Genomic DNA, 14,125 nt, shown 5'->3' on the forward strand with positions numbered 1-14,125 from the left:
AGCCAATAACAAATATACTTTAACTAAAACTATGCCATTATTTACTTAAATACATTTTTCTTCTTGCATATAAATCATAAAACTGATCGTCCTTTAAACTGTCTATAAATAAGATACTTTCTCCAGTACTTTTCATCTCTGGTCCTAGTTGCTTATTTACATTAGGGAATTTGTTAAATGAGAATACCGGTTGTTTAATCGCATACCCTTCTAATTGTGGGTTAAAATCAAAATCCGTTACTTTTTTCTCGCCTAACATCACTTTTGTTGCGTAATTAACGTAAGGTTCTTTGTAAGCCTTAGCAATAAAAGGAACCGTACGCGATGCTCTTGGGTTGGCTTCAATAATATATACAATATCATCTTTTACCGCGAACTGTACATTGATTAAACCAACAGTGTTTAACGCTAAAGCAATGGTTTTGGTATGGTCTTTAATTTGCTGTAAAACAAACTCACCTAAGTTAAACGGTGGTAATGTAGCATTACTATCCCCAGAGTGTACACCACAAGGTTCAATATGCTCCATAATTCCGATGATATAAACATTTTCACCATCACAGATCGCATCAGCTTCAGCCTCTATAGCGCCATCTAAATAATGATCGAGTAATAATTTATTACCTGGGATAGATTTTAACAATCCTACCACATGCTCTTCAAGATCTTTCTTGTTAATAACAATTTTCATTCCTTGTCCTCCAAGAACGTAAGATGGTCGTACTAAGATTGGGAAATCTAAAACATCTGCAATTGCTAAAGCTTCATCTGCCGTTTCAGCAACATCAAACTCTGGATAAGGAATATTATGTTCTTTTAATATGTTAGAGAAGCTTCCTCTATCTTCAGCTAAATCTAAAGCTTTAAAGCTTGTTCCCATAATTTTAACGCCCCACTTTTCAAGCTTTTCAGCAAGCTTTAACGCGGTTTGTCCTCCTAATTGAACAATAACACCTTCAGGCTTTTCATGCTGAATAATATCGTAGATATGTTCCCAGAATACTGGTTCGAAATATAATTTATCAGCAATATCAAAATCTGTTGATACTGTTTCAGGGTTACAGTTAATCATGATGGTTTCGTAACCACATTCTGCAGAGGCTAATACCCCGTGCACACAACAGTAATCAAACTCAATCCCTTGACCAATACGGTTAGGTCCTGAACCTAAAACTATAATTTTCTTCTTATCTGTTACAACACTTTCGTTTTCAACATAGACTTCACCATCAGCGGTTTCTACTTCACTTTCAAATGTAGAATAATAGTATGGTGTTTGCGCTTTAAATTCAGCTGCACAGGTATCTACTAATTTAAAGACACGGTTAATTTTTAATTCGCTACGCTTGTTATAAACTTCACTTTCTAAACAGCCTAACATATGTGCAATTTGTCTATCGCCATACCCTTTTTGTTTCGCCTCTAAAAGCAATTCTCTATCTAAGGTATTAATAGTATAGGTAGAGATTTCTTTCTGAAGTTCAAAAAGCTCTTCGTATTGACGTAAATACCACATGTCAATTTTAGTAATGGCATGGATACGACTTAATGGAATTCCCATAGCAATAGCATCATAGATCACAAAAACACGATCCCAACTTGCATAGGTTAATTTTTCAATAACGGTATCGTAATTGGTGTAACCTTTACCATCTGCACCTAAACCATTTCTCTTAATCTCAAGAGATTGCGTGGCTTTATGTAGGGCTTCTTGGAAAGAACGACCAATAGCCATCACCTCACCTACAGCCTTCATTTGAAGTCCTAAAGTACGGTCTGAACCTTCAAATTTATCGAAGTTCCAACGTGGAATTTTAACCACAACATAATCTAAAGTTGGCTCAAAAAGTGCCGATGTGGATTTTGTAATTTGGTTAAGTAATTCATCTAAATTATAACCAATCGCTAATTTTGCTGCAATTTTTGCAATAGGATATCCTGTAGCTTTACTTGCTAATGCAGAGGAACGCGATACACGAGGATTAATTTCAATAGCGATAATTTCTTCTTCGTCATCCGGACTTACCGCAAATTGTACGTTACAACCACCAGCAAAATCACCAATACTTCGCATCATATGGATTGCCATATCACGCATTTTTTGATAGGTTTTATCTGATAAGGTCATTGCTGGAGCAACCGTAATAGAGTCTCCTGTGTGGATCCCCATTGGGTCCATATTTTCAATAGTACAGATAATTACAACATTATCATTTTTATCTCTAAGCAGCTCTAATTCATACTCTTTCCAACCAATTAAAGCTTTATCAATCATCACCTCATGAATTGGAGACACCTCTAATCCGCGAGTTAATAATTCATCAAAATCTTCTTCTTTATGAACAAATGAAGCACCGGCTCCACCTAAAGTATAAGAGGCTCTAATAACTAAAGGAAATCCAAATTCTTGAGCGATTTCTTTTCCTTTTAAATACGATGTTGCGGTGGCTTGTGGCGCCATACCAACACCTATCTTTAGCATTAATTCTCTAAACTGTTCACGATCTTCAGTAATATTAATAGCATCAATATCAACACCGATGATATCAACATTAAAATCTTCCCAAATTCCTTTTTCATCAGCCTCAATACAAAGATTTAGAGCTGTTTGGCCACCCATTGTAGGTAAAACAGCATCAATTTGAGGGTGCTCTTTTAAAATCTGAATTAAAGATTTTGTTGTTAACGGCAACAAGTAAACATGGTCTGCCATGGTGGGGTCAGTCATGATAGTTGCAGGGTTAGAATTGATTAAAATGGTCTCAATTCCATCTTCTCTTAACGACCTAAGGGCCTGAGAACCTGAGTAATCAAATTCACAAGCTTGTCCAATAACGATTGGACCAGATCCTATAAGTAGTATCGATTTAATGTTTTTGTTCTTTGGCATGTGTAAAAATTGTTATGGTGTACAAAAATAAGTATCTATTAGGTATAAAAAAAGGCGCTACACCTAAGTAACGCCTAATATATTAACAATTGTTAATCATTATTTTTTATGTCTTGTTTCAGAAGATACAGACAATCTCTTTCTACCTTTAGCTCTTCTACGTGCTAAAACTTTTCTTCCGTTAACAGAAGCCATTCTTTCTCTGAAACCATGTTTGTTTCTTCTTTTTCTTTTTGACGGTTGAAACGTTCTTTTTGGCATTGTCTTATATTTTAAATCTTATAATCTTTTTTTAATTTTTTTGAGAGCTATCCCAAAACTGCGTGCAAATATACAACAACTTTTTACATTAGCAAATAGCAAAAGAAAAATTTTGAATAGAATTTTAACTCTGAGATTTTATTATCTTTGCGCACTGTAAAAATACACCTTAAATATGTTTAATAAAAATATAAAATTAGTCATAGCAGCATTAATAATTGGCTATGGTATATATCAATTTACTGAAGGCTATATAGGAAACGGTATTATGTACCTTTTACTATCTACTATTTTCATTTTCTTATACTTTAAGAACGAAATCATTTTGTTAGCTTTTCTTAAACTAAGAAAGCAAGATTTTGTTGGCGCTAAAAAATGGCTTGATAAAATAAATAATCCTGAAGGCGCCTTAGTAAAAAAGCAACAAGGGTATTTAAATTACCTTAATGGTATTATGGTATCGCAAACCAATATGAATGAAGCTGAAGCTTATTTTAAGAAAGCTATTGATTTAGGCTTATCTATGGATCATGATTTAGCGATGGCGAAATTAAACTTAGCTGGTATTGCATTTTCTAAACGTAGAAAACCTGAAGCTCAAAAATTATTAGCTGAAGCTGAAAAATTAGATAAGCGTGATATGTTAGCGGATCAAATTAAAATGATGAAGCAACAAATGAAAAAAGCTTCAATACCAAAGCACCAATACGGTCAACCTACATCAGCTAGACAAAACCGCAGAAGTAAACGCTAATAGCTTCTTTTACCTTGCTTTTTTCTTTGCTAACAAGGGTTGTATCCCAATTAACACTATCGTTGTTACAAATAAAATAAGTAAATACCAGGTATTCTGAATAAGGTCTAAATAATCGATTTGACCTTTAGAAAAACTTAAAATCATCAAGACTTGTGCTCCATATGGGAGCACTCCTTGTATTATACAGGCAAAGACATCTAAGATAGAAGCTGTTTTTCTATTGGTTAAGCCGTATTCGTCATTAATTGTTTTTGCAATTGGCCCTGATATAATAATAGAAACGGTATTATTAGCAATAGCCATATTTACGGTACTTACCAAGGCCGCAATACCAAATTGCGCTGATGTTTTATTTTTAATAAGCATTTTGATTTTTTTTAAAATATAATCGATTCCTCCATTAATTTCTACCAAAGCGGCTAAACCTCCCGTTAAAAGCGATAACAAGAAGATTTCTGTCATATTAGTAAAGCCTTCATAGGCAATTCGCGTTGATTCCATTAGGGTAAAGTCGCCATAAAACACGCCTAAAATTCCGGCTGAAATAATACCTAAAAACAACGTTACAAAAACATTTACGCCGAGAATAGATAACAAAATCACCAATAGATAAGGAAGTATTTTTACTACAGAATACACATAAGTAACCTCCTCTAGTGCATCAGATTTTAAATCTAAGCCTTGAAAGGTTAAGATCACCAAAGTGATTAAAGCTGCTGGAAGCGCAATTTTGATATTCTCTTTAAATTTATCACTCATTTTACAATCCAATGATTGTGTGGCTGCAATTGTAGTGTCTGAGATGACCGAAAGATTATCTCCAAACATAGAACCTCCTAATAAGGCGCCACAAAGTATAGCGAGGGAAATATCACCTTGACCAGAGAAGCCTACTACAATTGGGGCGAGCGTTACAATTGCGCCCACAGAAGTTCCTGTAGACACCGATAAAAATGCTGCGATCACAAAAACGCCTAAATAAATGTACTGAATGGCAATATAATCTAAGCCTAAATTTACAATAGCATCTACACTCCCTGTAGCTTTAGTCACCGTAGCAAAGGCGCCTGCAAGCAAGTAAATTAAACACATGGTAAGTATCTTATGATCACCACAACCTTTTAAAAGGGTCTGAATTTTAGACTCTACGGAAGATCTAAACATCAAAAAGGCCACAACAATCCCAACCACGACCGCTATGGGAGCTGGCAAAGCATAAAAATCATCTTTATAGATTCCGACGCCTAAAAAGGTAATAACAAATACGAGTAATGGAATTAATGCGGTAACACTTGGGGAAGCAACTTTTGGATTTTTCATTCGATTATGCCTTTAAAAAAGGAGAGCATAGCAAATCAATAGAAAAATTAGATTAACATTTTTTCCAAAGTATTGGCTTATCGCTTTAGCACCTTGCTCGTTATTGCAGGTTGCTATCTCCTTTTAGAGATTCTTGATAATTAATTTAAGGCGGCAAATATATCTATATAAACACATTTAGCACAAACTTTAACGCTTTATTATTATCTGTAAACCCCTTCCTACAATAAAGGCGCCATTAAACGTGCGGTAGCTTCTACAACTTTAGTCCGCTTAGATCGCTTTTTCCAAGAGTCTAGTTCTAATTTTTCGCAATCCTTGAGATCGGATTTAAAAAGTGAGGTCAGATCATCACTAATGGCCTTATTATAAATTAAAGCATTCACTTCAAAATTAATATTAAAGCTTCGGTAATCCATATTAGTTGTTCCAATGGTACTAAATACACCATCCACCACCATGGTTTTTGCATGCACAAAACCTTTAGTATAGTGATATACCTCTACACCTGCTTCTAAAAGCATTTCTAAATAAGAATTGGTTGCATATTCCGCAATCCACGAATCCGATTTTTGAGGAACAATGAGTTTAACTTCAATATTACTTCTGGCTATGACTTGCAGGGCCGTTAAAATTTCAGGATTAGGAATAAAATAAGGGGTCGTGATATAAACATAATCTTCCGCATTGGTTATGGCAACAAATATGGCTTCCATAATATTAGACCAGTCCGTATCGGGTCCGCTTGCCGCAATTTGAAGCGGTACATTAGCTTTACAGTTATGATCAGGGAAATAATTTTTGGAAATCTCTAAGGCATCACCGCTTACAAAGTCCCAAGTGGTAAAAAATAAAATCTGAAGGGGCTTTACCGCCTCCCCTACTAATCGCATATGCGTATCTCGCCAATACCTATCATTATTAGCATTAACGTACGTATCTGAAATATTCACCCCACCAACATAGCCAATTTTACCATCAATAACTATAATTTTACGGTGATCGCGATAATTCATTTGCCCTGTGAATTTAGAGAATAGCACAGGCATAAATGGGTGCATTTCTATTCCACACTCTTTGAGTTGGCGTTTCATTTTAGAGCTTATAGAACTTCCTACATCATCAATAACAATTCTCACTTCTACGCCATCCTTTGCTTTATCGCACAAGAGATTAAGCAATTCGGTACCAATCTGGTCGTCTTTAATTATAAAATACTCTAAATGAATATGATCTGTAGCGTCTTTTATATCTTTGAAGAGGTATTGAAATTTATCATCACCATTTTTAATAAGCTTTACTTCATTATTAATGGTGAGCTTGGATTTCTCACTGTTGTAAAGCAACGGAATTAATTTAGATTTCTGCTCTAACAGTTTATCAACCTCATTAATAGTTTTAGTATCTAGCTCTAACTGATCTTGAATCTTTTTAATTACCGATTGGTTAAGGACATTCTTTCTGCTAAAAATCTTTGTTTTACGATATTCTTGTCCAAAAAGATAATACACAATTAAACCCAAAAATGGCAACGCTAATAAGCCTATGATATAGCTTAGGGCCTTTGTTGGGTTTAGTTTTTTTAGCAGAATGGTAACCACTGCAGACAATGCAATGGTATAATTAAGTATGATTAATACCTGCCAAATATGATTTCTTAAATAATCCAAAGTTTAAGGATGAGTGTTATAATATCCGGCTTCTGGAATTTCTATCTCATACAATTTACGAGAACTATTATTTAAATGGGGCTCTCTTAACCAAGGATTATGAAGTTTTAAAATCTTATAGTTGATTCCGAATTTTTTAGAGAATTGCGCAAAATCTTTTACGGCCGTATCCACCTTAACCTTATACGTTGGGATCTCTTTGTACAAATGCGACTTATTAAAGTTGAAGCCGTATTTATCAGGATGCGATAAAATTTCTTTTAAAGCTACAATTCTAAACACATAACGCCCGGTTTCTTCACCCAAAAGCAAATCGTAGTAATCATTAACATCTTGGGCTTCTAATCGACTAGAAACTCCGGCATTTCCTGCATTATAAGCTGCAGCAGCTTTAGTCCAGGACCCTAAATTAGCTTTTGCTTTCTTTAAGTAATTACAAGCTACCTCTGTTGCCATTTCAATATGGTAACGCTCATCAACATTAGAATTCACTTCTAATCCATTCTCACGTCCTGTAGCGGCCATAATTTGCCACATCCCACTTGCTCCTGCAGGTGATTTCGCTGTTGGTATTAATCCGCTTTCAATAACCGCTAGGTATTTAAAATCGTCTGGCACCCCATTTTTCTTTAAAATAGGTTCTATAATCGGAAAATATTTTTGAGCACGCTTAAACATTAATAAACCATTAGATTGCCAATAGGTGTTTACTAATAATTCACGATCCATACGCTCATAAATATCCGGATCTTCAACAGGAACGGCTTCTCCTGCAAAATTTAAGTTATCTGGCATTTCTAAGGCATAGACATTATAATTGTTAACCACAGGATCTTCATGGCCTAAATTACGATCTGAAGGCGCTTGTGCGTTGGGTGATTTTTGCATTGAAAAGATAAAGAGTCCTGAGACACAAATGACGCCTACTAAGGCTAAACTATTTTTTATAATTTTCATAGGTTTAATTTTAAGTTATAACGGTTTTGAGCTCTCAAATTGGCTTTCCACCTTGAAGTGTACCTTGTGAGGCGCCTACCGTTTAATAGAATTCTATATTTTGCTTTAACATATAAAGATAAGCAATCTGTATAGAGAAATGCATTTAAGCTTCGATAAGTTTTGGTAAATTTTCGTTAAACCACTTATATTTATTGATGATCATTATATGCGTTCCACCACGCAACACAATACAATTATCTTTACAAGAATAAGGAAAGATCACGTCTTTATCCCCATGTATGTATATCGCATCGGGATGCGGCTCCTCTTGGCCCCAACACACCACTTGTTTTATAGACCAATCTAAGTAGGTCTTATCTTTTACGGATAAATACTTTTTATAAAGGTCTACACGCTTTTTAACGGTTTCTCCAAAAGCGTACTTGGCCAGTAAATCTATATTACTCACCAATTGTGTAGGGAGAATTTTATAGGCTTTGGTCACTTTTAGCAATTTAAAGCGTTTAGGCAACTCGTAATGTGATTTTACACTAGACACCACAAACAGTTTTTTCACTTTGATGTATTTTGTCATTTCTTGAACAAGGATACCTCCAAAGCTCACTCCGAGCAAGACCACATTATCATGGACTATAAATTGACACATCCGTTTAGCATAGGCTTCTAAAGACTCTCGCTTGTCAGGAATCTGCCATTCTAACCAATGAATTTCATATTGAGCTTCTGGCAATTTTATATATTCAAATATCGATGGATTTGCAGCCATACCGGGCATTAAATAAACGTGTGTCAGCTCTGTTTTCATCAGTTATTAAGGTCTCAATATTTGTGTTAAAAATTTCTAAAAACAATCTTATAAATCATTACTCAGCAAGGTTTTAACAGTGCCTTTAATAGGTTTATAGCTCATTTTTACGTATCTTCGTGATACAAAACTATATAAAATATAGTACCTACTCTTCAACTGCTAATTATAAATTAAACAAATATGACAGAAACTGCTGAACTGATTGATAATGATTTTTTACGTCAATTTGAATTAAACGTTGAAAATGAGATGGCTATCATAGAATATTCACTGCAAGAACGTAAGATATTCTTAACCAAAATGATTATTCCAGACACTATTAGAACAGACGAATTTGAATTAGAATTTATAGATTTAGTGTTCAAGAATATCAAAGAACGAGACATAAGCGTGGTCCCAACAAGCCCAGAAATCGCAAAATTTGTGAGGCGTAACAGAAAATATAAGCGTATGCTACCTGTAGGGATTCGTATTTAATCCACACTATTTTAAGGTCATAAAAAAAACCGAAACATTCTATGTTTCGGTTTTTTTATGAGCGTATATTTTACCGCTACTTATTTTGTATAAATCAAGGTAAGATCTTTAGTTTCTAAAGCTTCTGAAAAGTCTTCATTATAAATCGTAATGGCATTTTCAAAAACCACCGTCATGGTATCACCTTGGATCTCATAATTTCGTCCTGAAATTTGAACCGTGTTGGCATTAACTTCATCATAACTCGACGCAAAACTTATAAGGCTTTCTTTATTGCAATCCACTTGAAGACCGTAAGTATCGTCTTCATTATTTTTATAAAATTGCATTAGTACTGAAGCTTCATTACCCGAGTAAACGCTCCCATTTTCTTCAAAAGTTAACGTTTCTAAGCTATTACAATCTATTTCTTCAACCAAATTGGTATTTGCTACCCCGTCTTCATTCACATCAAAAGGAATAGCAATAGTGCGTGTGGTTAATTCCCAAACCCCAATCACTTTAGATTTATCATTGTCTGAGCAGGCGCTTGTGCCCCCCATTAAACAAAGTATTAAAAAAGCTTTAAATGTTATTTTCATTGTAAGAATTTACGGAACGGTAAAGATAAAACGAAATAGTTTATTAATTAAAATTTTAAGAAAAAAAGATTATTGTTCAATTAGTTAGGTATTAAATCCGCTAAAAAATTAAACCTTACCAATCCATCAGCATCAATTTCTGTTAATCTCACCTCATGTAGTGTATTGACCAATTCTGGATTCCATGGTGCTTTTACTTTGACATAATTTTCCGTAAATCCGTGGATATATCCTTCTTTGTTTTCTCCTTCAAATAAAACGGTACGATCGGTATTTAATTGTTTTTCGTAAAACGCACGACGTTTTTTAGCCGATAAGCCACGTAACATTTTACTTCGCTTTGCTCTCACATTTTTAGGCACTACCCCTTCCATGGCAGCAGCTTCCGTATTATCGCGTTCAGAATACATAAACACATGTAAATATGAAATATCCAGTTCATTTAAGAAATTATAAGTCTCTAAAAAAATCTCGTTAGTCTCTCCAGGAAATCCTACAATAACATCAACTCCGATACATGCACTAGGCATCACTTCTTTTATTTTAGACACCCGATCTACATAAAGCTCCTTCATGTAGCGACGTTTCATCTTTTTAAGAATTACGTTACTCCCACTCTGTAGCGGCACATGAAAGTGCGGTACAAAAGCTCTTGATTTTGAGACCAAATCAATAGTTTCATTCTTAAGTAAATTAGGTTCAATAGACGAAATTCTTAATCGCTCTATCCCTTCTACTTTATCGAGTTCAGTCACTAAATCTAAAAAGGTATGCTCGTGTTTTTTATTTCCAAATTCACCTTTACCGTAATCCCCAATATTAACTCCTGTAAGCACAATTTCTTTAATGCCTTGTGCAGAAATTTCTTTGGCGTTAGTTAAGACATTACTCATGGTATCGCTACGAGAAATCCCTCTTGCCAATGGAATGGTACAGTAAGTACACTTATAATCGCATCCATCTTGAACCTTTAAAAAAGCTCTTGTTCTATCGCCAATAGAGTAACTCCCTACGTAAAAATCGGCATCCTCAATTTCACAAGAATGCACCTCACCAAAATCATTTTTAGTTAAATCGTTAAGATAGTCCGTGATTTTAAATTTTTCGGTGGCACCAAGAACCAAATCTACACCATCTACATCTGCTAATTCTTCTGGTTTCAGCTGTGCATAACAACCAATAGCTGCCACAAAAGCCTCTGGATTGACTTTCTGCGCTTGCTTTACAATAGATTTAAATCGCTTATCTGCATTCTCAGTTACTGAACAGGTATTTATAACATAAATATCTGCCGACTCTTTAAAATCGACACGGTTAAAGCCCTCTGACTTAAAGCTTCTTGCTATGGTAGAGGTTTCCGAAAAATTAAGTTTACAACCTAGTGTGTAAAATGCGACTTTTTTTGTTGGATTCATTCTTGTATTTTTACCAAGTTGGCAAATTTACAACATATAAGTTATATGCTAAAATTCACATCCTCCTTATTCTACCGACTTCTCTATAGTTTTTTACTTGTAGGCTTATACACTTGTTCTTCTGAGCAAAAAACAAATACAGAAGCGCAAGTCTTTCGGTACAATGAACATAAAAACATAGGCTCTTTAGACCCTGCTTTTTCTAAGGATCTTGCTGATATTTGGGCCAGCAATCAACTTTTTAACGGGTTAGTAGAAATGGATAACCAACTCCATGTACAGCCCGCAATTGCAAAATCATGGACCATTTCTGAAGATGCCCAAACCTATACCTTTAAATTAAGAAAGGATGTGCTTTTTCATAAGCATAAATTATTCGGGAAAGATTCAACACGAACCGTTGTGGCTTCAGATTTTGAATATAGTTTTAAACGACTTTTAGATCCTAAAATTGCCTCGCCAGGAAGTTGGGTTCTTAATAAAGTTGATCATTTTTCAGCCGTTAACGATTCCGTATTTCAAATACAATTAAAACAGCCATTTCCGGCATTCCTAGGTTTATTAACCATGAAATATTGCTCGGTGGTGCCTCAGGAAATTGTAACCCATTACGGCAATGACTTTAGATCGCACCCTATTGGTACAGGCCCTTTTAAATTTAAACGTTGGGAAGAAAACTTAAAGCTTGTATTCAGAAAAAATAACGCCTATTTTGAAACGGATTCTACCGGACAAAACTTACCGTATTTAGAAGCCGTTGCCATCACTTTTTTACCCGATAAACAAAGTGAGTTTTTGCAATTTGCACAAGGGAATATTGATTTTGTTTCAGGCTTAGACAGTTCTTATAAAGACGAAATATTAACCGTAGATGGTCAATTACGTGCCCAGTACGCAGAACGTGTTAGAATGATTAGAGGCCCTTACCTTAACACGGAATATTTAGGCTTTTTTATGCCTTCGGAAATTAAAACCATTCAGTCTAAATCTTTACGAAAGGCTATTAACGTAGGTTTTGATCGGACTAAAATGATGACCTATTTAAGAAATGGTATTGGCATTCCCGCACATGGTGGTTTTATTCCAAAAGGTTTACCCGGTTATGCTAAACATATAGGCTATACCTACCACCCTGAATTAGCAAAACAATTGGTGGCTGAATATAAACAAGAAACCGGCATACAAAACCCAGAAATCACACTAACCACCACAAGTAATTATCTGAGTTTTTGTGAATTCATACAGCGTGAACTCCAGAAAACAGGACTTTTGGTCCATGTTGACGTTATTCCGCCGTCTAGTTTAAAAGATGCTAAATCTAATGGTCAGGTGGACTTTTTTAGAGCGAGTTGGATTGCAGATTATCCAGATGCGGAAAATTACCTTTCCCTTTATTACAGTAAGAATTTTGCTCCTAACGGCCCCAACTATACACATTTTAAAAGCGCTGAATTCGATACCTTATATGAAGCCGCTTACTTAGAAACCGAGGCTAAAAAGCGTGAAGCATTATATACCAAAATGGATGCTTTAATTATGGAATCGGCACCAATAGTCCCTTTGTTTTATGACGAAGTGGTTCGGTTTACACAAAAGAATGTTCATGGCTTAGGCATCAACCCAACCAATTTACTAAGCTTAAAAACAGTAAAAAAAGAAGCGCATTAAGATTTACGATACTTCTGTGTTTCTTCAAAAACGTGCTCTAAAATAGCTTTATCCATTGTGGTGAGTTCTATTTGACGTCTTTGCATGACTACCTCGGCCACCTCAAAAGCTTTTGCGGTTTTGTAAGTTACAAAGCCTTTACTGCCTCCCCATGAAAAACTAGGGACAAAGTTTCGTGGAAAACCACTTCCAAAGATATTCGCACTTACACCAACAACGGTCCCCGTATTAAACATGGTATTAATGCCACATTTACTGTGATCTCCCATCATTAAACCGCAAAATTGCAAGCCTGTTCTAGCAAAACCTTCAGTTTCATAATCCCACAAACGGACCTCGGCATAATTGTTTTTCAAATTACTATTGTTAGTATCGGCGCCAAGATTACACCACTCTCCTAAAACAGAGTTTCCTAAAAATCCATCGTGCCCTTTGTTAGAATACCCAAAAAGTACCGAATTATTTACCTCTCCACCAACTTTACTATGAGGTCCTACAGTGGTAGGGCCGTAAATTTTACTCGCCATTTTTAAGGTGGCATCGTGGCAGAGTGCAAATGGTCCTCTAACAATTGAGCCTTCCATTACTTCAGAATTTCTTCCAATATAAATTGGCCCCGTACTCGCATTTAAAGTCGCAAAGTTTACGGTTGCACCCTTTTCTATAAAAATATGTTCAGGATTAAGAGTATTTACGGTTGCTGGTATTGGTTCTGACTCGCGATCTTTAGTAATTAGATTAAAATCTTCAAGAATAGCCGCTCCATTTTTAGCAAAAATATCCCAAGTGTGTTCAATTTTTAAAATCTCGCCTTCAAATTCTATAGCTTCAAAATCAGAAAAATCAGAATGCTCTTCCCCTTCTTTAGCAAAAAAGGCAATAACATCTTCACCTTTAAATAAAGCTTGATTGTGTTTTAAGTTTTTAACGAGTTCTACAACTTCTAAATTGGGCAAAAACGAAGCATTAATCATAATGTTCTCTTCCATTTCTACCATTGGATACTTTTCCGATAAATAATCTTCAGTAATGGTTGTTGTGGTATACTCTACATAAGATTCCCATTTCTGGCGTATGGTTAATATTCCAACTCTGAGATCTGCAACAGGTCTTGTATAAGTAAAAGGTAAAAGATTATTACGATAAGGACCATCAAATAGAATATAGTTCATCAATTATTTAAATTTAGATTGCTTTTATAATGCGAGCGCCACTCTACTAAAGCAGCTGTACTGAAACTCAAAAATAACGCAATTACAGAACATAAAAAAGCCTTTCTGAAAATCAGAAAGGCTTTTTTAATATGAGTAAGCAAAGT

12 protein-coding genes and 1 riboswitch are annotated in these 14,125 nt (G+C 35.1%); of the genes, 3 read left to right on the forward strand and 9 right to left on the reverse strand.

What is annotated here, in order from left to right:
• Positions 1-37 precede the first annotated feature (37 nt).
• Positions 38-2,890 (reverse strand): carbamoyl-phosphate synthase large subunit, encoded by a 2,853-nt coding sequence (gene carB, locus DFQ08_RS10200; RefSeq protein WP_114309921.1) that lies wholly within the window; start codon positions 2,888-2,890, stop codon positions 38-40.
• Between the two features lie 99 nt (positions 2,891-2,989).
• Positions 2,990-3,151: a 50S ribosomal protein L34 gene (rpmH, locus tag DFQ08_RS10205; RefSeq protein WP_114309922.1), complete on the reverse strand. Its 162-nt coding sequence runs from the start codon at positions 3,149-3,151 to the stop codon at positions 2,990-2,992.
• A 175-nt stretch (positions 3,152-3,326) separates the two neighbouring features.
• Between rpmH and DFQ08_RS10210 the strand changes: the two genes are divergently transcribed.
• Positions 3,327-3,905: a DUF2892 domain-containing protein gene (locus DFQ08_RS10210; RefSeq protein WP_114309923.1), complete on the forward strand. Its 579-nt coding sequence runs from the start codon at positions 3,327-3,329 to the stop codon at positions 3,903-3,905.
• Positions 3,906-3,914: 9 nt separating this feature from the next.
• Here DFQ08_RS10210 and DFQ08_RS10215 read toward each other — a convergent pair whose 3' ends face one another.
• From DFQ08_RS10215 to DFQ08_RS10230, 4 genes are all read right to left on the reverse strand, one after another.
• On the reverse strand, positions 3,915-5,228 hold the full coding sequence (locus tag DFQ08_RS10215) for a Na+/H+ antiporter NhaC family protein (RefSeq protein WP_114309924.1): 1,314 nt from the start codon (positions 5,226-5,228) through the stop codon (positions 3,915-3,917).
• 48 nt (positions 5,229-5,276) lie between these two features.
• Positions 5,277-5,373: riboswitch (SAM-I-IV-variant riboswitch) on the reverse strand.
• Between the two features lie 76 nt (positions 5,374-5,449).
• Positions 5,450-6,898: a cardiolipin synthase gene (cls, locus tag DFQ08_RS10220; protein WP_114309925.1), complete on the reverse strand. Its 1,449-nt coding sequence runs from the start codon at positions 6,896-6,898 to the stop codon at positions 5,450-5,452.
• 3 nt (positions 6,899-6,901) lie between these two features.
• Positions 6,902-7,855, reverse strand: a complete 954-nt coding sequence (locus DFQ08_RS10225; RefSeq protein ID WP_114309926.1) for a lytic transglycosylase domain-containing protein — start codon at positions 7,853-7,855, stop codon at positions 6,902-6,904.
• Positions 7,856-8,000: 145 nt separating this feature from the next.
• Complete coding sequence (locus tag DFQ08_RS10230; RefSeq protein ID WP_114309927.1) at positions 8,001-8,663, reverse strand: alpha/beta hydrolase; 663 nt, start codon at positions 8,661-8,663, stop codon at positions 8,001-8,003.
• Positions 8,664-8,846: 183 nt separating this feature from the next.
• Between DFQ08_RS10230 and DFQ08_RS10235 the strand changes: the two genes are divergently transcribed.
• Positions 8,847-9,143 carry an N-acetyltransferase gene (locus DFQ08_RS10235; RefSeq protein WP_114309928.1) on the forward strand — a complete coding sequence of 99 codons (297 nt, stop codon included), beginning with the start codon at positions 8,847-8,849 and terminating at the stop codon, positions 9,141-9,143.
• Positions 9,144-9,223: 80 nt separating this feature from the next.
• On the opposite strand, the gene DFQ08_RS10240 is transcribed toward DFQ08_RS10235, so the two are convergent.
• Together DFQ08_RS10240 and mtaB are read right to left on the reverse strand one after the other, a co-directional pair.
• On the reverse strand, positions 9,224-9,724 hold the full coding sequence (locus tag DFQ08_RS10240) for a hypothetical protein (protein ID WP_220235586.1): 501 nt from the start codon (positions 9,722-9,724) through the stop codon (positions 9,224-9,226).
• 80 nt (positions 9,725-9,804) lie between these two features.
• Positions 9,805-11,139: a tRNA (N(6)-L-threonylcarbamoyladenosine(37)-C(2))-methylthiotransferase MtaB gene (mtaB, locus tag DFQ08_RS10245; protein ID WP_114309930.1), complete on the reverse strand. Its 1,335-nt coding sequence runs from the start codon at positions 11,137-11,139 to the stop codon at positions 9,805-9,807.
• Positions 11,140-11,184: 45 nt separating this feature from the next.
• Here mtaB and DFQ08_RS10250 point away from each other — a divergent pair, with 45 nt between their 5' ends.
• The gene (locus tag DFQ08_RS10250) at positions 11,185-12,807 is read left to right on the forward strand and encodes an ABC transporter substrate-binding protein (RefSeq protein ID WP_114309931.1); all 1,623 of its coding nucleotides are present in this window, start codon (positions 11,185-11,187) and stop codon (positions 12,805-12,807) included.
• On the opposite strand, the gene DFQ08_RS10255 is transcribed toward DFQ08_RS10250, so the two are convergent.
• Complete coding sequence (locus tag DFQ08_RS10255; protein WP_114309932.1) at positions 12,804-13,979, reverse strand: GlmU family protein; 1,176 nt, start codon at positions 13,977-13,979, stop codon at positions 12,804-12,806. The two genes, DFQ08_RS10250 and DFQ08_RS10255, sit on opposite strands and share 4 nt — an antisense overlap.
• Positions 13,980-14,125: the final 146 nt, after the last annotated feature.

Source organism: Winogradskyella arenosi (assembly GCF_003337305.1).
GTDB lineage: Bacteria > Bacteroidota > Bacteroidia > Flavobacteriales > Flavobacteriaceae > Winogradskyella > Winogradskyella arenosi.